Here is a 26077-nt window from a genome sequence, read left to right on the forward strand (position 1 = left end):
CGCTGCCAGTTCGAGCCCGTGACCACCGGAGACCTTTCCGCTATTCGATTGGCGCTTCGAAGCCGGCCACCGTCTGCTTGTAGCGCGAGCGGCTGGCGCCAACCGTCAGCAACGCATATCCGACCGGTACGCTGTAGTTCGCGGAAACGGACTGGTTGCCCTTGTCGGACGTGCCGATATTCGCGTTCGTCGTGGCGGCAATCTGCAACTGATCATAGAGGTGCAGCGGCGAATCGAACGTGAACGAGCCGAACAATTGATATTTGCCAGTGGTGTCCATACCCGCGTTGTCCGCGCCGATGACGGCGTGCCAGCGCTTGCCGGTCCCGGGATGCAGAATAAGTTCCGAGTCGCCGGGATTCACGCCGGGTGCGACGTCGAAGGTCGCGTCGGACTGCGATTGCAAGCGACGCAGGTTCTCCAGCCCCTGATCGATGTCACGCTGATTCAGCAGCGCCCCACGCGAAGTCGGAAGTGCGGCGCGCATCCAGCCGATAGTCGGTTTATCGGCTCGAACGTCGCTGATACGCCCGGGGACCACGCGTAACGTCAGCGCTCCCGATTGCAACGATTGCGTCGGCACGAGCACGCGCGACGTCACGTAACCGCGCTCGATCAATGCATTGTTGGCGACGTCTTGAATCTGCTTGAGCGCGGTCTTGCCGACGCACTGCCCCACGACCGGCTGCAACAGGGTTGCAAGCCAGCCAAATGCGTTGTCTTCCAACGCAATATCATTGATCGAAAAGCACGGCGTGTCGCGCGGCAGGCTCGTGATATCGGCCGCCGATGGCTTTTCGCCTGTCGGCGTCAGTACATTCGGACGAGGATTCAGCTCCTTGGCGGCTTCAAGTTGCTGCTGCTGCAAACGCTGGATTTGCGGGCCGGGCGTGATTTCGGGCGGCGGAATGCCTTGTGCCAGCGCGGAAACGCTCGCCAACGCCGAAATCAACGCTGCCGAAGTTCGCGATTCTTCACTTGTTAGCGGCGTATTGATTGGTCTCTCGCCGCATATTTTACAAAATATTTCGGCCCACAGTATCAGGAATCGCAAACACGTGTGCTGCACTTGAGCGGCGCACCGTCGTTACAGGGCCACTCATTCGCTATTCACGCGACTTTTTCCCTTTTCATCCGCGTCTTCGCCCCGTGTCATTTGACAGTTTGAGACATTTTCAAAAAATTAGACTCGAATGCATTTCCATTTCATTCTTTCTGAAAAAATTACATTTTCATTAAACCACATCGCCGCGCGACATGAATGTTACCCATTGATTCTTGATACAAATATCTCAAATTCGATGTGCAATTACTTTGGTCAAACGCTGCTGCTTATAAAGCACATATCGCCGTCTCGGAGAGACGGCGCTGCGCATGAAAGAATCGAGATAAATCAACCCAGGATTGACATTTCGACAAATCCTGTACGCATCAGCAAGCCGCAATTGCGTTGACACGATGTGGTATTCATCGTGTTGTGCGTCCACAACAGAGATTTCGGAAGTAGAACGAGAGAACTGGATGTAGCAGTCGGACCATCGGACAGGACACGCGTGCCTTGACTTCGTGTGTACACGCGCCGTCGACGCTCGAGCGTCTCAATTGGGTCGTTCGGTAGCAACTGCGCGGATGCATGCGCCTGAGCGGATTCGCTCAGGCGCGTCGTACGAAGCAACCGTTCCTGACACCGATGTCCGGCGCCGGTTCAGATCAAAGCCGGGGCTGCCCTCACCCATCGACGGTTCTCAACTCTCGACATCCTCGAGACTGAACACTTCCGTCTTGTCGTTATACGAAAACACTTCGCCGTAACGCCCCCAGTCGATCACCGCGTCGAGCGTTTCCTCCGCCGCCTCGTCCGACAGGAAATCCTCCAGCTCCTGCTCGAAGCGCACGCGCGGCGCGCGATGGCCCGGGCGCTCGTTCAGCACCCTTCTGATCCGCGCGGCGAGCGGCACGTGCTTCAGCAGGTGGTCCGCGAACATCAGCTTGCGTTCTTGCGTACCGAATTCGGCGAACACGCGCGCAGGCGGCGTCAGGAACACGTCGCCTTCGCGCACGTCGGCAAAGCCGAGGTACTGCAGCACTTCGGCGATCGGAAACAACTCGTCCACTTCCAGATGCAGCGTACGCGCGATTTCCGGCATGTCCGCGCGGCCGTGGTACGGCGCCATCGCGAGCGTCTCGATCAGGCCGGCCATCAGGTTGGTCGACACGCGCGGCATCCAGCTGCCGAGCTCCAGGCCCTTCCTGGTCGTCTCGCCGATCTGGCGCGCGGTCATCTTCGCGTAGATGTCGTCCACGAGCTTGCGGAAATCCGGATCCAGTCGATTGCGCGGATGCTTGAACGGCACCTTGATCTCGGCGATCACGCGGCCCGGGTTCGACGACAGCACGAGAATCCGGTCGCACATGAACACCGCTTCCTCGATGTTGTGCGTGACGATCAGCACCGACTTGATCGGCATCCGGCCTTGCGTCCACAGATCGAGCAGGTCGGTACGCAGCGTCTCGGCCGTCAGCACGTCGAGCGCGGAGAACGGCTCGTCCATCAGCAGGATCGTCGGATCGACGACGAGCGCGCGCGCAAAGCCCACGCGCTGCCGCATCCCGCCCGACAGCTCGCGCGGATACGCGTTCTCGAAGCCGTCGAGACCGATCAGGTCGATCGCGGCAAGTGCGCGCTCGCGCCGCTCGCGCGCGCCGACGCCGAGCGCTTCGAGCCCGGCTTCCACGTTCTGCAGCACGGTCAGCCACGGGAACAGCGCGAAAGTCTGGAACACCATCGCGACACCTTCGGCCGGGCCGCGCAGCGGCTTGCCGAGGTACGTCACTTCGCCGCCGGTCGGCTCGATCAGCCCGGCGATGATGCGCAGCAGCGTCGATTTGCCCGACCCCGAACGGCCGAGCAGCCCGACGATCTCGCCTTCGCGCAGCGACAGGTTCGCATCGTCGAGCACGAGCAGCTCGCCCTGCGTCTTGTTGAAGCCGCGGTTCACGTGCTCGACACGCAGGATCTCTTCGCCGAGACGCGGCGGCTGAAGGGGTTGAAGCGGCTCGGAGGTCTGGACGGGAACGTTGATTACGGTCGAATTTTGCATCGCGCTAACTCTCAATCGAGACGGAGCCGGGATTCCGCATAGGCGTACATCGGACGCCACAGCAGGCGGTTGAACAACGTAACGAACAGCGACATCACCGCGATGCCCAGGATGATCTTCGGGAAGTCGCCGGCCGCGGTGGTCTGCGCGATGTACGACCCGAGGCCGTGCGCGACGACCTTCGTGTCGCCCCACTGCACGAACTCGGACACGATGCTCGCGTTCCACGCGCCGCCCGACGCGGTGATCGCGCCGGTCACGTAATACGGGAAGATGCCGGGCAGGATCGCCTGCCGCCACCACTGCCAGCCGCGAATGCGGAAATTCTTCGTCGCTTCCTTGTAGTCGTTCGGATAGGACATCGCGCCGGCGATCACGTTGAACAGGATGTACCACTGCGTGCCCAGCACGATCAGCGGCGACAGCCAGATGTCCGCGTTCAGATGGAAGCGGACGATCACGATCACGAACACCGGAAACAGCAGGTTGGCCGGAAACGCGGCGAGAAACTGCGCGAGCGGCTGGATCTTCTCGGCCAGCGCCGGACGCAGCCCGATCAGCACGCCGAGCGGCACCCAGACCGCCGACGCAATCGCGATCAGCACCAGCACGCGCACCAGCGTGATCAGCCCGAGTACAAGCACGTGACCGACCTCGCCCATCGTCACGCCGGTCGACACGAAGCTGACGACGCGCCACGCGACGTACGCGGTCAGCGCGATCACGAACGCGCCCCACACGATATCGCCGATGCGCGACGCGCGACCGCTCGCTGCGCCGCGCGCGCCGATGCCGCCGAACGACGGCACGCGCAGCGGAATGCGCGCGGCCTGCGACAGCAGCCAGCCAGCCGGCACCAGCAACTGATGAATCAGGTGCGTGCGGCGCATCATGTCGAGCAGCCAGGACTGCGGCGCATCGCCCGATGCGGTGTTCTCCATCCGGAACTTGTCGGCCCACGCGACGAGCGGGCGGAACAGGCACTGGTCGTACGCAAGAATCACGACCGACATCGCGACGATCACCCAGCCCACCGCGCCGAGGTTCTTGTCGGCGATCGCCTGCGCGAGATACGCGCCGATCCCCGGCAGCGTGATCGTCTGGTTGCCGACGGTGATCGCCTCCGACGCGACGACGAAGAACCAGCCGCCCGACATCGACATCATCATGTTCCAGATCAGCCCCGGCATCGAGAACGGCACCTCGAGCTTCCAGAAGCGCTGCCACGTCGTCAGGTGAAAGCCGCGCGACACTTCGCTCAGGTCGCGCGGCACCGTGCGCAGCGACTGGTAGAAACTGAACGTCATGTTCCATGCCTGGCTCGTGAAGATCGCGAAAATCGCGGCCAGTTCCGCGCCGAGCACGCGCCCCGGAAACAACGCAAGGAAGAACGTGACGGTGAACGAGATATAGCCGAGCACCGGCACCGACTGCAGGATGTCGAGGATCGGAATCAGCACCATGCCCGCGCGGCGGCTTTTCGCCGCGAGCGTGCCGTACACGAGCGTGAACGCGAGCGACGCGACCATCGCGGCGAGCATCCGCAGCGTGGTGCGCAACGCGTATTCGGGCAGGTTCGATGGATCGAGCGAGATCTTCTGCGTCTGCAGCACACCGATCGGCGCCATCGTTTCATGAAAGCCGACGATCGCCATCGCGAGCATGCCGATGATCAGCGGAAACGCGACCGCGTCCCAGCGGTTGGGAAGCACGCGCCACGCGGACGCGTTGGCGGTACGGTTCGGGTCGAAGAAACTGAGGTCCATCGGTAGCGTCTTGGTCGAATTGAAAATCGATGGGATCGGCCGCGTGCCGCGCGGCCGATGCGCGCGTCAGCGGACGTGGCCCGAAACAGGTGCCCGCGAGCCCAATGGGCGAGCGCCGGCTGTCGGAAAAGACAGCGCGAGGCCGATGGTGTGCGCGCGCCGACGGGCCGCACTTCGGGTTTCCGTTGCCGCGAGATTCGGCACGAGGGGCTCCGGACAGATGATTCGGTGTCGCAGGCTATCCGGCCGGCATGACGCAAATGTGTCGTGTCACTTACAGGACATTGACAGGTCATCCACCGGCGATCGACCGTCGCCGCCGCCGGACCGCAAGAGCCGTGTACAGCGTCGTAACGCGCGGGAATAAAACCGCCGCCGCACCGGTATCGCATGCGAAGGCGCCGGCTTATTCCAGGACGAACCGGCCGTCCGGTTCCGTCACACGAATGCGAGGCTCACATGTCTTCATCGAATCCCGCGCGGCCGTCGCGCCGCAAAGCCCTGCAATGCATGGCGTTCGGCGGCCTCGGCACGCTGTTTACGCTGTCGGGCGGCATCCTGACGCCGTTCGATCTCGCGCTCGCGCAAAGCGGCGCCGCACTCCCCGCGAATGCGGGGCGGCCGCTGTTCGTGCAAATCAGCGACACGCACATCGGCTTCAACAAGGACGCGAATCCCGACGTCGCGGCCACGCTGCGGCAGACCATCGATCTCGTCAACGCGATGCCGGCGATGCCCGCGCTCGCGATCCATACCGGCGACATCACGCACCTGTCCAAGGCCGACGAGTTCGACCACGCGTCGCAATTGCTGTCGGGCCTGCGCGTGCCGGAGCTGCACACGGTGCCCGGCGAACACGACGTGACCGACGGTTCGGGCGCCGAATACTTCAGCCGGTTCGGCAAGGCATCGGACAACCGCGGCTACTACAGCTTCGATCATGCGGGCGTGCACTTCGTCGCGCTCGTCAACGTGATGCATTTCAAGCCGAACGGGCTCGGCAGCTTCGGCGACGAACAACTCGCGTGGCTCGCGCAGGATCTGAAGGGCCAGTCGTCGAGCACGCCGATCGTCGTGTTCTCGCACATGCCGATGTGGACGATCTACGAGCCGTGGGGCTGGGGCACCGGCGACGCGCCGCAGACGATGGCGCTGCTGCGCCGCTTCGGCTCGGTCACGGTGCTGAACGGGCACATCCATCAGATCGTGTCGAAGGTCGAGGGCAACGTGACGTTCCACACCGCGCGCTCCACCGCATTCCCGCAGCCGACCGCCGGCAACGGGCCGGGACCGGTGCCGCTCACGGTGCCGCGCGACCGCCTGCCCGCGATGTTGGGCGTGACGACCGTCGACTTCGCCGGCCATCCGGTGGCCGCGTCGCTGCACGACACGACGATCGCCTGATCCCGATTCGCAAGGAGACCGACATGACCTTCCTCAAGCCCTCGATGCGCACGGCCGCGCTGATCCTGTGCGCGGCGGCCGCCGGCACGCCGCCCGTCGCGTTCGCGCAGACGCCGGCCGGCCCGCTGGTGACGATCCGCAATTTCATGTTTTCGCCGATGTCGACGACGATCAAGGCGGGCACGACCGTGACCTGGAAGAACCTCGACGCGGAACCGCATACGGTCGTCAACGACGCGGGCGTCTTCCATTCGAAAGCGCTCGACCAGGACGAAAGCTACTCGTTCCGCTTCGACAAGCCGGGCGTGTACAAGGTGTTCTGCGGAATCCATCCGTACATGAAGGAAACCATCACGGTGGAATGACGCGGCGCGCCGCACGGCGCACGACGATCCGGCACCGCGGTGCGCCGATCGCCTACACTGGTTGCAACCGGCCGGAACCCGCCGGCCGTCACCGACCGTGAGGAAAGCGATGACGGCAAGTCAACCCGCACATCCGAAACTGCCCGGGCAAGTCGTGCTCGTGCTTCAGGGCGGCGGCGCACTGGGTGCGTACCAGCTCGGCGTATTCGAGGCGATGGAGTCGTCGGGCATCCAGCCCGACTGGGTCATCGGTACGTCGATCGGCGCGATCAACGCCGCGCTGATCGCCGGCAACGCACCCGGCCGCCGCGCGCAGCGGATGGCGGAATTCTGGCGCCACGTGACCGAACACGCTGCGATGAACCTGCCGGGCTTCCCGACGAGCTGGGACAAGATCGGCGCCGAACTCGCGGTCATCGGCGCCGGCATCCCGGGTTTCTTCCGGCCGAATCCGGCCGCATGGCTCGGGCCGCTCGCGCGCGTCGGCGTCGAGCACGCGTCGTATTACGTGGTCGAGCCGCTGCGCGACACGCTCGCGCCGCTGATCGACCTCGACCTGCTGAACGCGGGCCGCCCGCGGCTGACGGTCGGCGCCGTCAATGCGTGCACCGGCACGATGCGCTATTTCGATTCGCGCGACCGGCCGCTCGGCATCGATCACGTGATGAGCTCGGGCGCGCTGCCGCCCGCATTCCCGGCCGTGCGGATCGACGGCGCGCCGTACTGGGACGGCGGGATTTTTTCGAACACGCCGGTCGAGGTCGTGCTCGACGACGCGCCGCGCCGCAGCTCGATCATCTTCTCGGTACAGATGTGGAATCCGGTCGGGCCCGAGCCGCAGAGCATCTGGCAGGTGTCGGAGCGGCAGAAGGACATCCAGTACGCGAGCCGCACGGACAGCAACATCGCGCGGCAGCAACAGATTCACCGGCTGCGCCATGTCATCAAGGAACTGGTGATGCGGCTGCCGGAGTCGGAGCGCACGTCGGCCGACGTGCAGGCGCTCGCCGCGTGGGGCTGCCAGACGACGATGCATGTGATCAAGCTCGCGGCGCCACGGCTCGACGGCGACGACCAGTGGAAGGACATCGATTTCACGCCCGACGGGATCGCGGCGCGCCGCCAGGCCGGCTTCGACGCGACGATGCAGGCGATCGCCGCGCGGCCGTGGGAACTGCCGCTGGATCCGACGGAGGGACTGAGCGTCTGGAGCCCCGAGGAGAACCGGATCGGCGAGCGGCACAACTGATCCGACGACCGCAGCCGGCCCGGCTCCGCGCTCAGTGTCGCGATTCCATGCTCGCTTACAGCGCGCGCACGATGCCGCCGTCGACGCGAATGTTCTGTCCGGTGATGTAGCCGGCGCCTTCGGACAGCAGGAACGTCACGGTCTGCGCGATTTCCTGCGTCTTGCCGAAGCGGCCGACCGGAATGCGGGCGACGATCTCGGGCGTCTCCGGCCAGCTGTCGATGAAACCGGGCAGCACCGAATTGATGCGGATGTTGTCCTTCGCATAGCGCTCCGCGTACAGGCGCGTGAACGCGCTGAGCGCGGCACGCAGCGCCGACGACACCGGCATCGGCTGCTCGGGCGCGTCGGCCGCGAAACTCGAAATGTTGACCACCGCGCCGCCGCCCTGCTTCAGGAACACCGGCGTCACGCGGCGCAGCACGCGAACGACGTTGAGCACGATCAGGTCGAGCCCTTCGTGCCACTTGTCGTCCTCGATGGAAAGCAGGTCGCCCTTCGGCGGATGCCCGGTGTTGTTGACGACCGCATCGATGCGACCGTACTTCGCGAGCGTCTCGTTCACGAAGCGCGCGATGTCGGCATCCTCGGTGACCGACCCCGCGACGCCGAACCCGCCCAGCTCGTTCGCGAGCTCGACCGCACTGCCCGACGGCGACATCAGCGCGACGCGATAACCGTTGTGTGCGAGATCCCGCGCGATCGCCGCGCCCATACCCTTGCCCGCCGCCGTCACCAAAGCCACTTTCTCTACAGTCATGCCGTTCTCCCGGATAGGTCGGCTCAGCGCCATGATCGTCGAGCCAAAGCGCCACTGTAGGACTCTATAATCGGCTTGTCGAACGATGATTTCTCCACTCACCCTGTAGAATTTCTACTGCATGAAGGCTCTGTCGCAAACCCGCCGGTTCCCGCCGCTCAATGCGCTTCGCGCGTTCGAAGCCGCCGCGCGGCACCTGAATTTCCGGCTGGCCGCCGACGAACTCCGTGTAACGCAGGGGGCCGTCGCGCAGCAGGTCAGGCATCTCGAGGACGTCGTCGAAGTCCAGTTGTTCCGGCGGCTGCCGAGGGGGCTCGCGCTGACGCGCGAAGGGCTCGAGTATTTCTCGTCGGTCCAGCGCGCACTGCAGATCATCTCGGATGCGACGGATGCGCTCGGCCAGCGCCCTACCGTGCTGGCGGTCAGCACGACGCCGTCGTTCGCGTCGAAGTGGCTGATCCCGCGCCTGTCGGACTTCAGCCGGCTGCATCCGGACATCGAGGTGCGCGTGATCGCCGACGAACGGCTTGCCACGTTTCGCGCCGACGGCGTCGACATCGCGATCCGGTTGAGCAAACCGCCGTTTCCGCCTGGCCTCGTTGCTCAATTGCTGTTTCCGCTCGACATCTTCGCCGTCGCCAGCCCGACACTGCTCGACGGCGGCTCGCCGATCCGCAAGCCCGCGGACTTGTCGAGGCACGTGCTGCTGCACGACGCGCACGACCTGTGGCCCGAATTCATCGAGAAGCTCGGCGGAAAAGGTCGCGCGGATCCGACGAAGGGACCTCGGTTCAGCCAGTCGCTGCTCGCGATCGATGCCGCGGTGGCCGGTCAGGGCATCGCGCTGACCAGCGAGCCGCTCGTCGAACGCGACATCGCGGAAGGCCGGTTGCGACGCGTATTCGACTTTTCGTTTCCGATGTCGCTCGGGTTTTACGTCGTCTTTCCGCAGGCCAATGCGCATTCGGAAGCGCTCGACGCGATGCGCCGGTGGCTGTTCGCGCAGTACGGACACGCGTGATTTGACGAAAACTCGGCCGCTTCGCGCGCGCGTGATCGCGCCCCAACCCGGCAGCGGTGCGCTCCCGATCCCGGCGACAATCAACCCCACTCGCGACAGTGCCATCCCATATATCGTCTTTTTACGATATATGATTCGCCCATCGACGATACCCGTTTGCACCGTTTTTCCGACCGAACACCACGTCTTTCCATGCCGACCGAACTCGACATCGACGCGATCCTGAAAGCGCTCTCGAACCCCGTGCGCCGGGAAATCCTCGTCTGGCTGAAAACGCCGGGCGCGCATTTCCCGGAGCAGACGCTGCCGTACGACCACGGCGTCTGCGCCGGGCAGATCGATGCGCGCTGCGGGCTGTCGCAGTCGACCGTCTCCGCGCACCTCGCGACGCTGCAGCGCGCGGGGCTCGTCACGTCGACGCGGATCGGCCAGTGGGCGTTCTTCCGGCGCAACGAGGCCGTCATCGACGCATTTCTCGACGCACTGCGCCGGGAACTCTGACCCAGGCCATGCGGGCCGCCCGCCGCACACGACGCGACGGCCATCCCGCCTTTCGTGAAGAGGTTATCTCCATGCCTACCCTGTTCGACCCCGTTACCCTCGGCGACCTGACGCTGCCGAACCGCGTCGTGATGGCGCCGCTCACCCGTGCCCGCGCAGGTGAAGCGCGCGTGCCGAACGACCTGATGGCCCGTTATTACGCCGAACGCGCATCGGCCGGCCTGATCATCAGCGAAGCGACGTCGGTGACCCCGCAAGGCGTCGGCTACGCGGACACGCCCGGCATCTGGTCCGACGAGCAGGTCGAAGGCTGGAAGCGCGTGACGCAGGCCGTGCACGCGGCCGGCGGCCGCATCGTGCTGCAGCTGTGGCACGTCGGCCGGATTTCCGATCCGATATTCCTGAACGGCGACCTGCCGGTCGCGCCGAGCGCGATCGCCGCAGGCGGCCACGTGAGCCTCGTGCGGCCGCAGCGCCCCTACGTGACGCCGCGCGCGCTCGAACTCGACGAGATCCCGGGCATCGTCGCCGCGTACCGCCACGGCGCGGAAAACGCGAAGAAGGCCGGTTTCGACGGCGTCGAGATCCACGGCGCGAACGGCTATCTGCTCGACCAGTTCCTGCAGGACAGCACCAACCATCGCACCGACGCATACGGCGGCCCGATCGAGAACCGCGCGCGCCTGCTGCTCGAAGTGGTCGACGCGGCGATCGACGTATGGGGCGCGGGCCGGGTCGGCGTGCACCTCGCGCCGCGCGGCGACGCGCACACGATGGGCGATTCCGACCCCGCCGCGACGTTCGGCCATGTCGCGCGCGAACTCGGCCGCCGCAAGATCGCGTTCATCTTCACGCGCGAAGCGTATTCGGGCGACCAGTTGAGCCCGCGTCTGAAGGAAGCGTTCGGCGGCCCGCTGATCGCGAACGAGCAGTTCACGCTCGAATCCGCGCAGCAGACGCTCGCGAACGGCAACGCCGATGCAATCGCGTGGGGCAAGCTGTTCATCGCGAACCCGGACCTGCCGCGCCGCCTCGAACTCGGCGCGCCGCTGAACAAGCCGGTGCCGGAGACGTTCTACGCGGAGGGCGAAACGGGTTACACCGACTACCCGGCGCTCAGCGACGCGGCCTGACAGCCGATGCCACGTTCATGCGCGCACGTCCGCGCGCATGAACACGCGCCGCGTTTCGTCGAGACCGCGTGCGATGTGGTGCGCGCGGATCGCGCGCAGCGTGTCGTCGAGCGACGCGTCGTCGACGATGCGAAAGCCGAGGCGCGCGTAGTACGGCGCGTTCCACGGCGCATCGCGGAACGTCGACAGCACGACCTGTGCGATGCCGTCTCGCGCGGCGCGCGTCATGATCCGCTCGATCAGGCGCGCGCCGATCCGCTGCCCCGCATGCGACGGCGCGACATCCAGTTCTTCCAGGTAAAGCCGGTGTGCGTCGAGCAGCCGGTAGAACGCGAAGCCCACGCACGTATCCGCTTCGGCGGTCGCGACATACGCGCGGCCGGCGTCGATGCGCGCGAGCACGTCGGCCGCCTCGGTCGGCTCGCCGTCGGCGATGTCGTTCATGCCGATGCCGCGAAAGCGTTGGGCGGCGGCGACTTCCACGGCGGCCATCGCGGCCGCGTCTTCCCGCGTGGCGGGGCGAATCCGGATCGGTACTGTCATCGCGACGAGTAGTAGGCAGGCAGGAACGGCCGTCACTATAATCGAAACTTCACACCTTTCGAATGCCCTGCCCACGAGGTTCGCCATGACGCTGTCCGCGCTCGCCGTGTTCGCCATCGCCCTGCTCGTCACCGCCGGCACGCCCGGACCGAGCGTCGCCGCGCTCGTCGCGCGCGTGCTGACGAACGGCGTGCGAGACGTGCTGCCGTTCCTCGCGGCGATGTGGATCGGCGAAGCGCTGTGGCTCACGCTGGCCGTCGCCGGGCTGTCCGCGTTCGCGCGCACGTTCGAGACGGGCCTGCTCGTGCTGAAGCTGCTCGGCGTCGCGTATTTGCTGTTCCTCGCATGGAAGATGTGGACCGCGCCGACCGACACGAAAGCCGGCGAGCTGCCGCGCGGCCAGTCGCCGTGGCGGATGTTCGTCGCCGGCACGCTGGTGACGCTCGGCAATCCGAAGATCATGCTGTTCTATCTCGCGCTGCTGCCGACCATTGTCGATCTGACGCATGTCGGTGTCGTCGCGTGGGCCGAGCTCGTCGGTACGATGCTGGCGATCCTGATCCTTGCCGACTGCTTCTGGTCGCTGCTCGCTTCGCGTGCGCGCGCGTTCCTCACGTCCGCACGTGCGAAGCGGATCGCGAACCGCACGAGCGCGACCGCGATGGCCGGTGCGGCGGTGGCGATCGCGACGCGCTGAGTCGACCTCCGGCGCCGGCAGGCGCGGTTCTTTTTGCACGCGATTTCCGCATAAAAAAATGGCGCCTCGTCGCGCCATTTCTTCAAATTGCCCGTTTTTTCGGCGCACGTCGGCACGTCAACCGGATACTCATGCGCCTCGTTCGCTCACGATGTTCCGATCGCGTTACTCCATTTCCACGGTCGCCGCGTCGACGCTGTCATATTCCGCATACCGGCCAACAAACTTCGCATACGCCACACCGACCTGGCAGGCCACCGCGACGATCATGGGCACGTGACGGGGAAATCAGGACGCACGCGACGATCGGGCTGGCCTGCTACGCGCTGTCCGCTCTCCGCTTGGCCAGTCGCCCATCCGCTCAAACGTGCGCGGGTTGCAACCGTTACACCGCAGGGCGCGATGCGAACATCTGCCGCGGAAGCGCAATCGCTCGATAACGCCGCTCTTCCGCACCACGCCTGCGTATCGTTCGGATTCCCGTACGCTTGCGGCCCGCTGATTCGCCATGAAGTGTGACGAACAAGGCGGACTCGCCCGCGAAACGATCGGCACGAACCGCTCTAACACCCGACCGGCCTGCGCCTGCCATCCGGTACCGGCACCGGCACATGCCGATTGCAATCCACCAGCGTCCGCACCAACGCCCAATCATCGTCGTCGCAGAAATCGAGCAGCATCGCGCCGCAAGGCCCACGCGCTTCACGCAACCGCTGCGCGAGCCGTGTGTGAATCCCCTGCACGCGGCCATCGCCGCGCGCAACCACCGACGGATTCGCACCCATCCCCGTCCCGCTGCAGAAATTGATCGCCCAGCGCCCGCTGTCCGGCGACGGCATGCCGGTCAGCAGCGCATCGATCACCCGCCACTTGTAATGAATCGAACCCGCGACCGGCACCCGGTATTCATCCTGGATCACGAACGCCGCATCGGGATGGTCGATCGTGAACGTCGCGTTGTCCGGCCATGCGGTCAGGTCGATGCCGAGCGGCCGGCTGCTGCGGAAGCGACGCAGCAGGACCACTGCGCCGCGTACCTCGCCGAGCGCCGGCAGCGCACTGCCCGCATGCCAGCGCAGCCGCGGATGCCGCGCGCGATGCGCATCGAACGTCGCATCGAAACCGCGCGTGCAGGCCTGCGCCGGCCATTCGTCCTTCACCGACATCACGACGCATTCGCGCGGATGCGCATCGAGAAAACGCGTGCAGTCCGCGAGCACGTCGTCGAACGACATGCCGAGCGCGATCCCGCCGTGATGGATGTCGAACGTATCGCTCCGATGCCGGCAGCGGATGTCGAGCAGCCGCACGCCGTGCGCGAGCTGTGCGGCGAGCGTCGCGTGCTGCGTGCGCACGAGCGGATCGTCGACGGTATACGCACAGGTGTCATGGCTGCCCGGTAAGGTCAGCGTATGCAGCAGTCGCGCGTCGTCGAGCGCCGACATCCAGTCGGCCAGCGGCGCGGGTTCTTCGTGTCGCGATGGATTCATGTATCGATGAATGACAAGGAAAGAAAAACGTGGGTGACGGCGTCGGATGTCGCGGCGCGGGCCGGCGTGTCGCGCTCCGCGGTATCGCGCGCATTCTCGCCGACGGCGAGCATCGCGCCGGAAACGCGCGAACGCGTGATGGTCGCCGCGCGCGCACTCGGCTATCAGGTCAACCTGATCGCGCGCGACATGATCACGCAGCGCAGCAGCATGATCGGCGTCGTGACGGCCGGCTTCGAGAATCCGTTCCGCGCACGCCTGCTGTCGGACCTGATGGCCGCGCTCGGCCTGCGCGCGTTCACGCCGCTCGTGACCAATGCCGACGATCCGCAGCAGGTGCGGCAGTCGCTCGAGCGGCTGCTCAGCTACCGGATCGCGGGCCTCGTGATGACGTCGGCCTCGCCGCCGCTGTCGGTCGCGCAGCAGTATCTCGACCACCGGATTCCGGTCGTGATGATCAACCGCGAAGCGAACCTGCCGGGCGCGGATATCGTGGTCAGCGACAACGCGGCGGGCGCCACCCACGCCGCGCAACGGCTGATGCGGGCCGGCGCGCGCCGGCTCGCGTTCGTCGGGCCGCGTACCGCGAGCTACAGCGCGCGCTCGCGCGCAGTGGCGTTCGAGCAAGCCGTACAACGCGGCGACGCGTTCGACGCGACGCTCGTCGGTTCGACCGATACGTGCTCCGACACGTACGCATGCGGGATCGATGCCGCGCGGCAATTGTTCGCATCCGGCGAGCGCCCGGACGGCGTGTTCTGCTCGTCCGACCTGCTCGCGCTCGGCGTGATCGATGCCGCACGCGATGCATTCGGCCTGCGCGTGCCCGACGACCTGCGCGTGATCGGCTTCGACGATATCCCGGCCGCCGAATACGATGCGTATCGGCTCACGACGCTGCGCCAGGACACACACGCGCTCGCGCACGCGGCCGTCGACCTGCTCGCCGACCGGATCCATACGGTCGACGGCGCATCGCGCACGCGAATCGTACCCGTCACGCACGTGGTGCGGCACAGCTGCGCGTAACGCGCCGCGTCACTTCAGGCCGCCGGCGAAGCCGCGCAGCAGATAACGCTGCACGTAGCCGGCCACGGCAAGCGTCGGCAGCGACGCGAGCAGCCCCGCGCTCATCAGGTCGCCCCAGTCGATGCCGTTCTCGGTCACGTAGCCGGCAATCGCGAGCGGCAGCGTGAAGCGGCTCGGCGTCGACACGAACAACAGCGCGATCAGGAATTCGTTCCATGCGGCGATGAACACGAAGATCGCGGTCGCGATCAAGCCCGGCGCGCACAGCGGCAACACGATCTGCACGAGCCGCCGTGCGAGCCCGGCGCCATCGATGCAAGCGGCTTCCTCGTATTCCACCGGCACATCGCGCACGAACGCGAGCAGCATCCAGATCGCCATCGGCAGCGCGTAGAGCTGGTATGCGAGCACCAGCCCGAGCGTCGAGTCGAGCAGATGCAGCCGCTTCGCGAGCGCGAACAGCGGCACCGCGATCGTGATCGGCGGCATCAGCTTCAATGCGAGCACGAGCATCAGGAACAGCAGGTCGAGCCGCGCCGGAAAGCGCAGCCGCACGAGCGCATACGCGGCCGGAAACGCGAGCGCCAGCGCGAGCACCGTCGTGCCGAACCCGACCAGCAGCGAATTGGCGAGCGGCGCGCCGAGGCCGTTCGACCATACCGATGCGAAATGCTCGAGCGTCGGCGCGGCCGGCCAGATCCGCAGCGGATGATCGAGGCGCTCGAGCGTCGGCATGAAGGCCGCGCCGGCCATCCACAGGCACGGCAGCAGCAACAGCGCGAGCGCGACGACGCGCAGTGCCCAAGGCGTCGCGCGGCCGAATACGTCGGCCGTTCGCGCGGGAGCGATACGTGCCGATCGCGCCGTCATGCGCGCCGCTTGCGAACCGTCTGCCATACGTACCCCGAAACGAGCAGCGCGGACGCCGCGAGCATCAGCACCGACGCGGCGCTCGCCGGCCCGACGTTGAAGAAGCGGAAGCCCGTGTCGTAGATGTAGGTCGACAGCGTCTGCGTCGCGTTGCCGGGGCCGCCGCCCGTCAGCGCATAGACCTTGTCGAACAGCTTGAACGTGTCGATCGAGCGCAGCAGCAGCGCGAGGCCGATCTGCGGCGCCGCGAGCGGCAGCGTGATGTCGCGCAGGCACTGCCATTCGCTCGCGCCGTCGGTGCGCGCGGCTTCGTACAGCTCCTGCGGGATCGATTGCAGTCCGGCGAGCACGATCAGGAACGCCATCGGCGTCCACTGCCACACGTCGACGAGCGCGAGCGACCACAGCGCGAGATGCGGATCGGACAGCCAGCGCACGCCGTCGAATCCGACCGCGGCAAGCAGCGCGTTCAGGAAGCCGTCGAAGTTGAGCCAGTTGCGCCAGATCGCCGAGCACACGAGCGTCGACAGCATCATCGGCAGGATCGCGAGCGGCAGCGCGATGCGCCGCCCCGGAAACGCGCGCACGAACAGCAGCGCGAGACCGAAGCCGAGCGCGACCTCGACGAGCGACGCCGCGATCGTGAAGCGCAGCGTGTTGCCGAAGCCGGCAGCGAACTCGTCGTCGCCGAGCACCGCGCGATAGTTGGCAAGCCCGATGAACGCGCGCCGGCCGGCCGCATAGTCGACCTTGCAGAACGAGTCGACCAGCACCTGCGCGACCGGATACAGCGCGAGCGCGGCCAGCACCAGCAGCGCGGGCCCGAGCAGCGCGACGAACGGCAGGCTTCGGCCGAGCGCTTTCATGCGCGGGATCCGGACGGTACGCGACGGCCGACCGTCACTTGGCGGCTGCGGCCATTGCCTGCACGATCTTCTGCTGCGCCTGGCGCAGTGCGGCGTCGGGGGCCGCCTGGCCGGTCAGCGCGAGTTGCAGCTGGTCGCCGAGAATGCTCTCGACCTGCTGCCAGTCCTTCACGCGCGGCCGCGCACGACCGGCCTCGAGCGCCTTCAGCTGATCGGGATACCAGCGGTACTGGCGCACCAGCGCCGGATCGGCGAACACGCTGCGGCGCGTCGGCGGAATGCCGATCCCGGCGAGACGCGTTTGCGTATCGCGCGAGCTCAGGTACGCGAGAAAGTCCTGCGCGAGCTTCGCATGCGGCGCATCCTTCGGAATGCCCATCTGCCAGATGCCGAGCATCGGCGCCGGGCCGGCCGTCTGTCCGGGCGGCGGCTGCAGCGCGATCTGCCCGACCACGCGCGACTGCTTCGGATCGTCGAGCGCCGGAATCCATGCGGGCCACACTTCGATCGACTGCGCGGCAGTGCCGCGCTGCAGCGCGTCGCGCACTTCGGCCGCACCGTACACGTCGACGTCCTTCGGTGCGGACGCCTTCAGCGCGAGGAAGGTTTTCAGCGCGGCTTGCGACCCGCGCGAATCGATCGTCACGTTGCCGGCACGGTCGAATACGTCGCCGCCATACGCCCACAGGATCGGCAGGAAGCCGGTCACGACCGGGTTGCCCTTGGTGCCGCGGAACACGACGCCCGATACGCTCTTGTCCGCGCCGCCGACGGTCTGCGCGATCTTCAGCACGTCGTCCCAGTTGCGCGGCGGTTGCAGCTTGTACTTCGCGAGCAGATCCTTCCGGTACGCGAACATCTCGACGTTGCCGACGATCGGCAGCGCGTACAGCGCGCCCGCCGCGTTGCGGCCGAGCGCGACCGCGGACGGCACGAGGTCGGCATCGGCCAGCGACGCCGGCAGCGGCTTCAGCCAGCCGTTGCCGATGAATTCGGGCGCCCACGTGTCGTCCATCATCACGAGGTCGTACGTGCCGGTGCCTTCGCGCATCGACAGCTTCAGCTTCTGGTACAGGTTCGCGTTCGGCAGCTTCAGCAATTCGATGTCGGTGCCCGGATGCAGCTTGGTGAAGCCGGCGACGGCGTCGGCCAGCCCCTTGCCGTAAATGTCGTCGCGGCCCGCGATGACGAGATCCGCCGCGAAGGCGTGCGTGGCGGCAACGGACAGCGCAACGGCGGCGGACAGCGCGCGCAGGCGGCTCAGCAAGGTCATGTGGTCTCTCTCGATCGGCGTATGGAGCTGAACAGGTATGGGTTGCACACGTGTGCAACGCCGGCGACACGTCGGGTCGCTGAGGCGTCGCCATTGTTCACGCAGACCGTGAAGGTATTGTGGCAAGCCGCAACGCGGGCAGCCTGACGCGCGTATCGCGTCGATCCGGGTCCATTCAGTCAAGCATACGGACGATTTTTTTCAAGCATCGCTTTCCATCAATCGACCGGGGGCAGGCCCTGCGCCCCGAACCTGAACGCAGCACGGCCGCACGCGACCGACGTGCCGCCGCAAGCCGTGCTCACCGTCAAAAGTTCACACGAATTCCCGCCATCACCGCGAGCTGCCGGCTCGAATTGCTGTTCGCGAGCACCGGGATCTGCGCATAGTTCACCGCGTTGCCGTTCGGATCGGTGCCGAGCCCCGTGCCGCTCGCGATCTGGCCGATCGCGACCGCATAAAGCGCGGTGCGCTTCGACAGGCTGTAGTTCGTGCCGACGTTCACCTGATGGAACCGCGTCGTGCCGCGCCCGTCCGTATGCGCGGCGTTGAAGATATACGCGACTCCGCCTTGCAGCGCCGGCGTGAACATGTACGTGACATTCAGCTCGCCGATGTCGAACGTGAACGCCTGCGTGCGCGGCTGCGCGGCGGTCGAGAAATAGCGGCTGTCGCCCAGACGCGTATGCGTGTAGGTCAGCGCGACCGTCGCCGCGCCGAACGTGACCGACCCGCCCGCGCCGAACGCGCGCATCGAGCCGGCGTCCTGCAGCAGACAGTACATCGCGCCGGGGTTGCTGCACGCGAAATCGCCGATATAGCCGTTCGCGCCGCCGAGCGCCGCGTCGAGCGGCTGATGGAGGTCGAGATAGCCGACCGAGAACGCGACCGGCGCACGCGTGTAGGTCGCGGCGACCGCATAGCCGCGCTTCGCGGAAAAGTCGCCGGCCTGCCCGCCGAAGCTGAACGTGCCGCCGAACGTCAGGCCGTTGAAATCGGCGCTGGTGAACTTCACCGCGTTGTTGAAGTTGAAGGCGGCGTTCAGGTTGTCGACGTCGCCGAGATGCGAGCCGAACGGCGTCGCCCAGTTGTTGCTCGACACGTACGCGCCGAGCATGTCCGTATACGAGTCGTACTGCCGGCCGAGACCGAGCGTGCCGATCCCGTCCTGACGCAGCCCGACCCACGCCTGGCGGCTGAACGCGGTGCCGCCCTGCAGCGCCTGCCCGTTCGCGGACAGGAACTGCTGCTCGAGCGTAAACACCGCATCGAGCCCGCCGCCGAGCGGCTCGGTGCCTTGAAAGCCGAAGCGGGACGGCACGAGGTTGCCGCCGCCCATCTGCCATGCATGGCCGCCGCCCGTGCTGCCGTCGGCGCGCGTGAACTGCTGGTTCGTCGAATAGATGATGCCGGTGTCCACCGTGCCGTACAGCGTCACGCTGCCGGCAGTCTGCGCGTGTGCGTGCATGCAGCCCAGCGCGGCCGCGGCTGCGGCCAGTCGTCGTCCGATCTTCATGTCCCGCCCTCTGGTGTCATCGATTCGCACTGCAAATCGATGGGTTGTCGATATGGGTGGCAGGACTTTATCCAGCGAAAATTCGGGACCCCTATCCCAAATCAGCAAACGGTGAAGCGGCGGGCGCGGCGACGGCAGCGCGCAGCGCCGTCGCGGCGCGACAACGTCATTCGGGACGCAGGGTTTGCGACGGCAGTTCGCCGAACAGGTCGCGATACTCGCGCGCGAAATAGCCGAGATGCGTGAAGCCCCAGCTCGCGGCGGCCTCGCCGACGCCGAGCTGCTGCGCCGACGTCGTGCGCAGCAGGCGCCGCACCGCGTTCAACCGGATCGTGCGCAGATAGCCGACCGGCGTGACGTCGGCGACGCGCTGGAAGCTCGTCTGCAGCGTACGGCGGCTGCACCGCAGCGCGCGGCACAGTTCGAGCACGGTGACGGGCTCCTCGGGGCGGTCGCGCAAGTGTTTCTCGCACCGGCTGACGATATCGCTGTAGGTGGCGTGCGTGATGTCGCGGCGCTCGACGCCGATGCCGTGGTCGAGCGCATCGAGGAACATGCCGAGCATCGCGTCGCGGAACATCTTGCGGGTTGCCGCGTATTCGAGGCAGCCGGGATTGCGCTGCGCGTCGTCGATCAGCGACGACAGCCGCGCGCCGAGCGCGACGCCCTGCGCATCCGACAGCCGCGTGACGTGCCGCAGCTTGCGTGCGGCGGCCGCGCCGAATTCGGCCTCGCACAGCTCGTCGACCATGTCCGACGCCGCGCTGATCCCGACGAGCCCCATTCCTTCCGGTGTATGGAATTCGAAATCCTCGCCGGCGCGCAGCGCGAGCAGCGCATAGCCGTCGACCGGCTGTCCCTGGAACGTGCCGGCGAGCGGCACCGACAACGGCACCGCGAGCGACGTGCGCCCGTGCGGCGCGAGGCCGGTTTGCGCGACGCGCCGGTTGGTCGTCTCGCGGAAGAAATGGAAATCGTCGTACAGCACCTGCGTGACGGTGCCCCTGAACCGGCCCGGCGTCATCTGGCGATAGACCTGATGCCAACCCGCGATCGCGAGCCCGTGGTCATGCACGTCTTCGTGTGAGCGTGACTGGAACAGCATCGGCATCTCCGGTAAAACCCTGAATCCACGTTGCGCACCGCGCGGCGCGCAACGTCACAGCTTACCCCCGCAAAATTCCGCGCAGTGCAGTTTCGAATGCCGCACACGCCGCCGACAGCGCGGCGGCCTGCTCGCCGGTCAGCCGCACATAGCGGCGAAACGACGGCATCCGGTTCACGACCTCGCTGCCGCCGAACGGCACCACGGCGAGCATCCAGCGGCCGTCGCGCGCGGTGATCGTGCAGTCGGTCGCGTGCAGCGGGCGCAGTGCGTCGGCAAGCGCCGGCTGCGCGACGATCGCCGACACGGTGCGCACAAATCCGGGGTCGCATTCCGGCGAAGGCTCGGCCGCGACACCGGTACGCCGCAGCCAGCCGGTCTGCAGGATGCGCGCGCGACCTTGCCCGGCCGGCCCGTGCGCCGCCACCGCGACCTGCACGCTGACCGTATGCATCAGGAATTGCCGTTCGACGCGTTCGGCGATGCTCACGCGCACGCCGTTCGGCAGCCGCGCTGCAAATGCGATTGCGATTGCACCGGCGCCGCCGTCCGGATCGCGCACGGCGCCGAGATCGCCGAGCACCCGCGCGGCGATCGCGCCGGGCCGGTGACCGGGCGGCGGCGCATCGGGCGCCGCGCGCCACCGCGCGAATGCGGCCTTCACGATGCGACGTGCTCGTTGCGCAGCACTTCCTCGACCGGCACCGGCTTGAACGGATGCCGGCGCTGCACGACGACCGTCCAGAACAGCGCATACAGCGCGGTGAGCCCGAGCATCGCGCCGAACGGCACGTAGATGTCGCGCGCGTTCATGCCGGGCGGCGTGATGTACCAGATCGCGAGCACGATGCCGACGCTCGACACGATCTGCGGCAGCGGGAACCACGGCGAACGATACGGACGCGGCAGGTCCGGCCGCCGGATGCGCAGCATCACGACCGACGCGGTCACGAGCAGGTACGCGGTGCCCCACGCGCAGGTCGCGGCGAGCACGAGGTGCAGGATGCTGTCGAGGTTGCCGTTGATCAGCCATGCATGGAAGATCGGCACGATCGCCGCCGCGGCGATCCCGACCACCGGCGTCTTGAAGCGCGGGTGCAGATACGCGAAGCAGCGCGGCAGCGCGCCGTCGATCGCCATCCCGTACAGGATGCGCGGCAGCCCGGCCATCAGCGTGTTGATCGTCGCCGCGCCCGCGCACAGGAACGCGATGCCGAACCAGATCCGGCCGAACGGCCCGAGCACCTGCAGCGCGAACGCGGGAATCGCGCCGGGCGTGTCGAGCAGGTGCGTGAGCCCGTCCGCGCTGACCGGCACGTTCGCGACCTGGCGGCGGATCGCCGCGCCGTACAGGAACATGCAGATCGCGACACCGACGAGGCCGATCGCCATCGCGCGCGGAATCGTGCGGCCCGGCGCCTTCATCTCCGGCGCGAGCGGCGTGACGAACTCGCAGCCGACGAACATGAACATCGCCATCCCGACCAGCGACAGCACGGCCGGCACCGACGTGCCGACTTCCGAGCCGCCGAACCAGCCGTCGAGATGGACAGCGGGCGCGGCCGCGAGGCCGAGGATCCCGAAGATCATCAGCGACAGCCACATGCCGGCCGTCAGCACGATCTCGAGCTTGCTGAACACCTTGATGCCGATGATGTTAGTGATCGCGAACGTGACCACCAGGCCGACGCCGACGAGCCACGAGCTGTTGTGCTTCTCGAACGCCGCGTTCAGCGACTCGAAGTTCACGAGCGCCATGATCCCGCTCAGGATCGTCTCGGCCGTGCCGGCGAACACGTGCACGAGGAAATACGCGGAAATCGTGCCGGTGATCGCCCAGAAGCGGCCGAGCCCGCACGACAGGTAATCGTAAACCGAGCCGGCCGTCGGCAGCATCGCGGCGGCTTCGGAGAACGTCGTCGCCTGAGCCTGCATCATCACGAACGCGATGATCATCGCGACCGCGAACGCCCAGCCGCCCATCCCGAAGCCCGACGTCGCGGTGAGAATCACCGGGCTCGCCATGATCAGGCCCACCGCGCTCGCCAGCGCCGTCGGAAAACCGACCGCGCCCGCCTTCAGCACCGTGCCGCCGCCCGCTTCAGCCGGCCCGCCGGCGGGCGTCTCGCCCGCGGCGCCGGTCACTCCAGACCATCCCGACATCCCTGTCTCCTTCCTGTATCGGCCGGCGCCGCCACGGCGGCGCCCGCTCCGGCTCCATGCTTCACGGTCGGCCGGGGCAGGCGCTCCAGCGCTTCGCCACCCGGCCCCTGTCGATGCAATCCTGCTCCGATGTCGAAAAAATACGCAGGCAAAATAATGCGGTCATAGCGCAAATCGGCAAACCGGCGGCGGGCAGCGGGTTATCCCGCCCCCCACCGCCGGTTCGTCGTCACACGCTCGCCGCGTCACGCGATCACGCGAACGGCACGGCCTCGAAGCCCGCGGCGAGCGCCTCGACGATCCGGTCGAGCTGCTCGCGCCGGATCACGAGCGGCGGCGACAGGATGATCTTCGTGCCGACCGGGCGCACCAGCACGCCGTGTTCGCGCGCGACTTCGGCGACCGCGTTCGCATAGCCGGACAGCGGATCGATCGGCTCGCGCGTCTGCTTGTTCGCGACGAGGTCGAGCGCGAGCATCAGCCCCTTGCCGCGCACCTCGCCGACCGCCGCAAAGCGTTCCGGGAACGACTGCAGTGCTTCGAGCAGATACGCGCCCTGCTTCGCCGCGTTCGCCGGCAGGTCTTCCTTCACGACGATGTCGAGGCTCGCGAGCGCGGCCGCGCATGCCACCGGGTGGCCGGCGTACGTGTAGCCGTGCATGATCGCGCCGCCGAAATCCGCGTTCGCGGCGAATGCATCCTCGATCCGCGCGTTCACGGCCGTCGCGCCGAGCGGCACGTAGCCGGACGAGATCCCCTTCGCTAGACACATGATGTCCGGGCGCACGCCCCAGCCGCGGCTGCCGAACAGGCTGCCGCTGCGGCCGAAGCCCGTCACGACTTCGTCGGCGATCAGCAGCACGCCGTAGCGGTCGCACACCTCGCGCACGAGCGGCCAGTAGTTGGCCGGCGGCACGATCACGCCGCCCGCGCCCTGCACCGGCTCGGCGATGAACGCGGCGACCGTGTCGGGGCTCTGGAACTGGATCTCGCGCTCGAGCATTTCCGCGCAGATACGGCCGAGTTCCTCCGGATCCTGCGTGAACGGATTGCGGTACAGCCACGGCGTCTCGACGTGGAAGCAGCCGGGCAGGTTCGGCTCGTAGTTGCGGCGAAACACCGTGTTGCCGTTCACCGACGCGCCGCCGAAGTGCGTGCCGTGATAGCCCTGCTTCAGCGAGATGAACTTCGTGCGATCGGCCTGGCCGCGCACCTTCCAGTACTGGCGCGCGATCTTCAGCGCGGTCTCGATCGAATCGGAGCCGCCCGAGCTGTACAGCACGCGGCGCATCCCTTCCGGCTCCATCATGTCGATCAGCTTCTTCGACAGCTCTTCCGCGCGCGGATGCGAAATGCCGTCGAACAGCTGGAAGTATTCGAGCTCGTCGAGCTGGCGCACGATCGCGTCCTTCACTTCCTGCCGGTTGTGCCCGACGTTCACGTTCCACAGGCCCGCGACGCCGTCGACGAGCTGCTTGCCGGTTTCGTCGAACACGTAGCAGCCGTCGCCGCGCACGATGCGGATCGGCTTGCGCTGTTTCATTTCGTTCGGATGCAGCATCGGGTGCCAGAACTTCGCTTCGTTGTAGCTCATTGCAATCTCCACTTTCGGATCGGTTTTCGCGGTTTTTTGCGGTGTTTTGCGGTTGTCGGAAGGGCGCGCGCGTCAGTGCGCGATGCAGACGGATTTGGTTTCGGTGAAGCCCTCGATCGCGTACTGGCCGAATTCGCGGCCGATGCCCGATTGCTTGTAGCCGCCGAACGGCATCGACGGGTCGAGCGGAATGTGGCAGTTCACCCACACGGTGCCGGCCTCGATCTGCGGCACGAGGTTCATCACGCGCTTCAGGTCGTTGCTCCAGATGCTGGCGGCGAGGCCGTACGGCGACGCGTTGGCGAGACGCACCGCGTCGGCCGCATCGTCGAACGGCACGACGACGATCACCGGGCCGAACACTTCGTCGCGCACGATCGCGCTGTCCGGATGCGGATCGGCGATCACGGCCGGCTTCACGTAGTAGCCGGGCAAGTCGTCGGCCGGCGTGCCGCCCGCGAGGAACGTGAGGCCCGCGCGGCGCGCGCCTTCGATGTGCTCGACCACCTTGTCGCGATGGTGCGCGGATACCAGCGGGTTGATCTGCGCGGTCGTGTCGAGGCCGGCGCCGAGCTTCATCGATTGCGCGACGCCCGCGAGGCCGTCCGCGAGCTGCGCGAACCGGCTGCGATGCACGTAGATGCGCGACGCGGCCGCGCACACCTGGCCCTGGTTGAAGAACGCGCCGGCGGCGACGCCGTCGAGCGCCTGCGCGACGTCGACGTCGTCGAGCATCACGATCGGGTTCTTGCCGCCGAGTTCGAGCGAGAAGCGCGTCATGTTCTGCACGGCCGCCGCGCCGACCAGCTTGCCGGTCGCGGTCGAGCCGGTGAACGAGATCTTCGCGATCGACGGATGGCTCGACAGTGCGGCGCCGCAGGTGCGGCCGCCGGTCACGACGTTGAACACGCCGGACGGCACGCCGGCTTCGCGTGCGAGTTCGGCGAGGCGCAACGCGGTCAGCGGCGTTTCCGGCGACGGCTTCAGCACGATCGTGCAGCCGGCCGCGAGCGCCGGGATCAGCTTCCACACCGCGATCATCAGCGGGAAATTCCACGGCACGATCGCCGCGACCACGCCGACCGGCTCCTTGCGCGTATAGGCCGTGTAGCGCGCGCCGGGCGGGAACGGGATCGACACGTCGAGCGTCTGACCGGTGATCTTGGTGGCCCAGCCGGCCATGTAGCGCACGTATTCGACGCTCGCGCCGACCTCGATCGCGCGCGACACGTGGATCGACTTGCCCTGGTTCAGCGTTTCGAGCTGCGCGAGCGTTTCGGCGTCGGCTTCGATCAGGTCGGCTAGCTTCAGCAGGATGCGCTCGCGGTCGGCCGGGCGCAGCCCGCTCCAGACGCGCGCGTCGAATGCGTACTTCGCGCTCGCGACCGCGCGGTCGACGTCGTGCGCGTCCGCATCGGCAACCGTCGCAAGGCGCTCGCCGGTCGCCGGGTCGTACACGTCGAGTCGCGCAGCCGAGTGCGCAGGCTGCATTTCGCCGTCGATGAAGAGGCCGAATTCGCGTGCGACGAAGGTGCGCACGGTGTCGCTGACGGCGACGAAGTTCGTGGTGCTCATGGGCGTCTCGATAGTTGTCGTGGCTGGGCCGCGTGCGCTTCGGCATGCGGTTTTCG

23 protein-coding genes are annotated in these 26077 nt (G+C 66.9%); 8 read left to right on the forward strand and 15 right to left on the reverse strand.

Annotated features, from left to right (window positions below; translation table 11 throughout):
• Window positions 1-40 precede the first annotated feature (40 nt).
• The 3 genes from Q3A80_RS15215 to Q3A80_RS15225 form a co-directional block, all read right to left on the reverse strand.
• Complete coding sequence (locus tag Q3A80_RS15215) at window positions 41-940, reverse strand: ShlB/FhaC/HecB family hemolysin secretion/activation protein (protein WP_446329787.1); 900 nt, start codon at window positions 938-940, stop codon at window positions 41-43.
• 805 nt (window positions 941-1745) lie between these two features.
• Complete coding sequence (locus tag Q3A80_RS15220; protein ID WP_446329788.1) at window positions 1746-3101, reverse strand: ABC transporter ATP-binding protein; 1356 nt, start codon at window positions 3099-3101, stop codon at window positions 1746-1748.
• Window positions 3102-3112: 11 nt separating this feature from the next.
• Complete coding sequence (locus tag Q3A80_RS15225; RefSeq protein ID WP_446329789.1) at window positions 3113-4867, reverse strand: ABC transporter permease; 1755 nt, start codon at window positions 4865-4867, stop codon at window positions 3113-3115.
• Between the two features lie 459 nt (window positions 4868-5326).
• Between Q3A80_RS15225 and Q3A80_RS15230 the strand changes: the two genes are divergently transcribed.
• The 3 genes from Q3A80_RS15230 to Q3A80_RS15240 all read left to right on the forward strand — a co-directional run bounded on the left by Q3A80_RS15230 (window position 5327) and on the right by Q3A80_RS15240 (window position 7885).
• Window positions 5327-6271 carry a metallophosphoesterase family protein gene (locus Q3A80_RS15230; RefSeq protein WP_446329790.1) on the forward strand — a complete coding sequence of 315 codons (945 nt, stop codon included), beginning with the start codon at window positions 5327-5329 and terminating at the stop codon, window positions 6269-6271.
• A 23-nt stretch (window positions 6272-6294) separates the two neighbouring features.
• Complete coding sequence (locus tag Q3A80_RS15235) at window positions 6295-6636, forward strand: cupredoxin domain-containing protein (protein ID WP_446329791.1); 342 nt, start codon at window positions 6295-6297, stop codon at window positions 6634-6636.
• Window positions 6637-6745: 109 nt separating this feature from the next.
• Entirely contained in the window at window positions 6746-7885 is a 1140-nt protein-coding gene (locus Q3A80_RS15240) for a patatin-like phospholipase family protein (protein ID WP_446329792.1), read from the forward strand.
• Between the two features lie 55 nt (window positions 7886-7940).
• Here the strand turns inward: Q3A80_RS15240 and Q3A80_RS15245 are convergent, their stop codons facing one another.
• Window positions 7941-8645: an SDR family oxidoreductase gene (locus tag Q3A80_RS15245; RefSeq protein WP_446329793.1), complete on the reverse strand. Its 705-nt coding sequence runs from the start codon at window positions 8643-8645 to the stop codon at window positions 7941-7943.
• Window positions 8646-8766: 121 nt separating this feature from the next.
• Between Q3A80_RS15245 and gcvA the strand changes: the two genes are divergently transcribed.
• From gcvA to Q3A80_RS15260, 3 genes are all read left to right on the forward strand, one after another.
• Window positions 8767-9666 (forward strand): transcriptional regulator GcvA, encoded by a 900-nt coding sequence (gene gcvA / locus Q3A80_RS15250; RefSeq protein ID WP_446329794.1) that lies wholly within the window; start codon window positions 8767-8769, stop codon window positions 9664-9666.
• 192 nt (window positions 9667-9858) lie between these two features.
• The gene (locus tag Q3A80_RS15255; RefSeq protein ID WP_059449595.1) at window positions 9859-10167 is read left to right on the forward strand and encodes an ArsR/SmtB family transcription factor; all 309 of its coding nucleotides are present in this window, start codon (window positions 9859-9861) and stop codon (window positions 10165-10167) included.
• A 71-nt stretch (window positions 10168-10238) separates the two neighbouring features.
• Window positions 10239-11300, forward strand: a complete 1062-nt coding sequence (locus tag Q3A80_RS15260; protein ID WP_446329795.1) for an alkene reductase — start codon at window positions 10239-10241, stop codon at window positions 11298-11300.
• A gap of 15 nt (window positions 11301-11315) precedes the next feature.
• On the opposite strand, the gene Q3A80_RS15265 is transcribed toward Q3A80_RS15260, so the two are convergent.
• Window positions 11316-11843 (reverse strand): GNAT family N-acetyltransferase, encoded by a 528-nt coding sequence (locus tag Q3A80_RS15265; RefSeq protein WP_446329796.1) that lies wholly within the window; start codon window positions 11841-11843, stop codon window positions 11316-11318.
• An 85-nt stretch (window positions 11844-11928) separates the two neighbouring features.
• Between Q3A80_RS15265 and Q3A80_RS15270 the strand changes: the two genes are divergently transcribed.
• A complete protein-coding gene (locus Q3A80_RS15270; RefSeq protein WP_446329797.1) occupies window positions 11929-12540 on the forward strand; it encodes a LysE family translocator in 612 nt (203 codons plus the stop codon).
• 563 nt (window positions 12541-13103) lie between these two features.
• Here the strand turns inward: Q3A80_RS15270 and Q3A80_RS15275 are convergent.
• Window positions 13104-14030 (reverse strand): phosphatidylinositol-specific phospholipase C, encoded by a 927-nt coding sequence (locus Q3A80_RS15275; RefSeq protein WP_446329798.1) that lies wholly within the window; start codon window positions 14028-14030, stop codon window positions 13104-13106.
• Window positions 14031-14036: 6 nt separating this feature from the next.
• Between Q3A80_RS15275 and Q3A80_RS15280 the strand changes: the two genes are divergently transcribed.
• Window positions 14037-15059, forward strand: a complete 1023-nt coding sequence (locus Q3A80_RS15280) for a LacI family DNA-binding transcriptional regulator (protein ID WP_446329799.1) — start codon at window positions 14037-14039, stop codon at window positions 15057-15059.
• A gap of 9 nt (window positions 15060-15068) precedes the next feature.
• Here Q3A80_RS15280 and Q3A80_RS15285 read toward each other — a convergent pair whose 3' ends face one another.
• From Q3A80_RS15285 to Q3A80_RS15325, 9 genes are all read right to left on the reverse strand, one after another.
• Complete coding sequence (locus tag Q3A80_RS15285; RefSeq protein WP_446329800.1) at window positions 15069-15929, reverse strand: carbohydrate ABC transporter permease; 861 nt, start codon at window positions 15927-15929, stop codon at window positions 15069-15071.
• Window positions 15926-16795 carry a carbohydrate ABC transporter permease gene (locus Q3A80_RS15290; RefSeq protein ID WP_446329801.1) on the reverse strand — a complete coding sequence of 290 codons (870 nt, stop codon included), beginning with the start codon at window positions 16793-16795 and terminating at the stop codon, window positions 15926-15928. Before Q3A80_RS15290 ends, Q3A80_RS15285 begins: the two co-directional genes overlap by 4 nt.
• 34 nt (window positions 16796-16829) lie before the next feature.
• Window positions 16830-18068, reverse strand: coding sequence for an ABC transporter substrate-binding protein (locus Q3A80_RS15295; RefSeq protein WP_446329802.1), 1239 nt, complete (start codon window positions 18066-18068; stop codon window positions 16830-16832).
• Between the two features lie 307 nt (window positions 18069-18375).
• Window positions 18376-19584, reverse strand: coding sequence for a porin (locus Q3A80_RS15300; RefSeq protein ID WP_446329803.1), 1209 nt, complete (start codon window positions 19582-19584; stop codon window positions 18376-18378).
• A 166-nt stretch (window positions 19585-19750) separates the two neighbouring features.
• A complete protein-coding gene (locus Q3A80_RS15305) occupies window positions 19751-20689 on the reverse strand; it encodes a helix-turn-helix domain-containing protein (protein ID WP_446329804.1) in 939 nt (312 codons plus the stop codon).
• Between the two features lie 61 nt (window positions 20690-20750).
• Complete coding sequence (locus tag Q3A80_RS15310; protein WP_446329805.1) at window positions 20751-21353, reverse strand: DUF3156 family protein; 603 nt, start codon at window positions 21351-21353, stop codon at window positions 20751-20753.
• Window positions 21350-22852 (reverse strand): APC family permease, encoded by a 1503-nt coding sequence (locus Q3A80_RS15315; protein WP_446329806.1) that lies wholly within the window; start codon window positions 22850-22852, stop codon window positions 21350-21352. Before Q3A80_RS15315 ends, Q3A80_RS15310 begins: the two co-directional genes overlap by 4 nt.
• A 253-nt stretch (window positions 22853-23105) precedes the next feature.
• Window positions 23106-24446 carry an aminotransferase class III-fold pyridoxal phosphate-dependent enzyme gene (locus Q3A80_RS15320; protein ID WP_446329807.1) on the reverse strand — a complete coding sequence of 447 codons (1341 nt, stop codon included), beginning with the start codon at window positions 24444-24446 and terminating at the stop codon, window positions 23106-23108.
• Window positions 24447-24518: 72 nt separating this feature from the next.
• Window positions 24519-26021 (reverse strand): aldehyde dehydrogenase family protein, encoded by a 1503-nt coding sequence (locus tag Q3A80_RS15325; protein ID WP_446329808.1) that lies wholly within the window; start codon window positions 26019-26021, stop codon window positions 24519-24521.
• Window positions 26022-26077: the final 56 nt, after the last annotated feature.

Source organism: Burkholderia sp. SR8 (assembly GCF_052851275.1).

Bases quoted from the DNA above. Each gene is read 5' to 3' on its own strand.
- Q3A80_RS15220 (WP_446329788.1), bottom strand. From the start codon at position 3,101: ATGCAAAATTCGACCGTAATCAACGTTCCCGTCCAGACCTCCGAGCCG.
- Q3A80_RS15225 (WP_446329789.1), bottom strand. From the start codon at position 4,867: ATGGACCTCAGTTTCTTCGACCCGAACCGTACCGCCAACGCGTCCGCG.
- Q3A80_RS15230 (WP_446329790.1), top strand. From the start codon at position 5,327: ATGTCTTCATCGAATCCCGCGCGGCCGTCGCGCCGCAAAGCCCTGCAA.
- Q3A80_RS15235 (WP_446329791.1), top strand. From the start codon at position 6,295: ATGACCTTCCTCAAGCCCTCGATGCGCACGGCCGCGCTGATCCTGTGC.
- Q3A80_RS15240 (WP_446329792.1), top strand. From the start codon at position 6,746: ATGACGGCAAGTCAACCCGCACATCCGAAACTGCCCGGGCAAGTCGTG.
- Q3A80_RS15245 (WP_446329793.1), bottom strand. From the start codon at position 8,645: ATGACTGTAGAGAAAGTGGCTTTGGTGACGGCGGCGGGCAAGGGTATG.
- gcvA (WP_446329794.1), top strand. From the start codon at position 8,767: ATGAAGGCTCTGTCGCAAACCCGCCGGTTCCCGCCGCTCAATGCGCTT.
- Q3A80_RS15255 (WP_059449595.1), top strand. From the start codon at position 9,859: ATGCCGACCGAACTCGACATCGACGCGATCCTGAAAGCGCTCTCGAAC.
- Q3A80_RS15260 (WP_446329795.1), top strand. From the start codon at position 10,239: ATGCCTACCCTGTTCGACCCCGTTACCCTCGGCGACCTGACGCTGCCG.
- Q3A80_RS15265 (WP_446329796.1), bottom strand. From the start codon at position 11,843: ATGACAGTACCGATCCGGATTCGCCCCGCCACGCGGGAAGACGCGGCC.
- Q3A80_RS15270 (WP_446329797.1), top strand. From the start codon at position 11,929: ATGACGCTGTCCGCGCTCGCCGTGTTCGCCATCGCCCTGCTCGTCACC.
- Q3A80_RS15275 (WP_446329798.1), bottom strand. From the start codon at position 14,030: ATGAATCCATCGCGACACGAAGAACCCGCGCCGCTGGCCGACTGGATG.
- Q3A80_RS15280 (WP_446329799.1), top strand. From the start codon at position 14,037: ATGAATGACAAGGAAAGAAAAACGTGGGTGACGGCGTCGGATGTCGCG.
- Q3A80_RS15285 (WP_446329800.1), bottom strand. From the start codon at position 15,929: ATGACGGCGCGATCGGCACGTATCGCTCCCGCGCGAACGGCCGACGTA.
- Q3A80_RS15290 (WP_446329801.1), bottom strand. From the start codon at position 16,795: ATGAAAGCGCTCGGCCGAAGCCTGCCGTTCGTCGCGCTGCTCGGGCCC.
- Q3A80_RS15295 (WP_446329802.1), bottom strand. From the start codon at position 18,068: ATGACCTTGCTGAGCCGCCTGCGCGCGCTGTCCGCCGCCGTTGCGCTG.
- Q3A80_RS15300 (WP_446329803.1), bottom strand. From the start codon at position 19,584: ATGAAGATCGGACGACGACTGGCCGCAGCCGCGGCCGCGCTGGGCTGC.
- Q3A80_RS15305 (WP_446329804.1), bottom strand. From the start codon at position 20,689: ATGCTGTTCCAGTCACGCTCACACGAAGACGTGCATGACCACGGGCTC.
- Q3A80_RS15315 (WP_446329806.1), bottom strand. From the start codon at position 22,852: ATGTCGGGATGGTCTGGAGTGACCGGCGCCGCGGGCGAGACGCCCGCC.
- Q3A80_RS15320 (WP_446329807.1), bottom strand. From the start codon at position 24,446: ATGAGCTACAACGAAGCGAAGTTCTGGCACCCGATGCTGCATCCGAAC.
- Q3A80_RS15325 (WP_446329808.1), bottom strand. From the start codon at position 26,021: ATGAGCACCACGAACTTCGTCGCCGTCAGCGACACCGTGCGCACCTTC.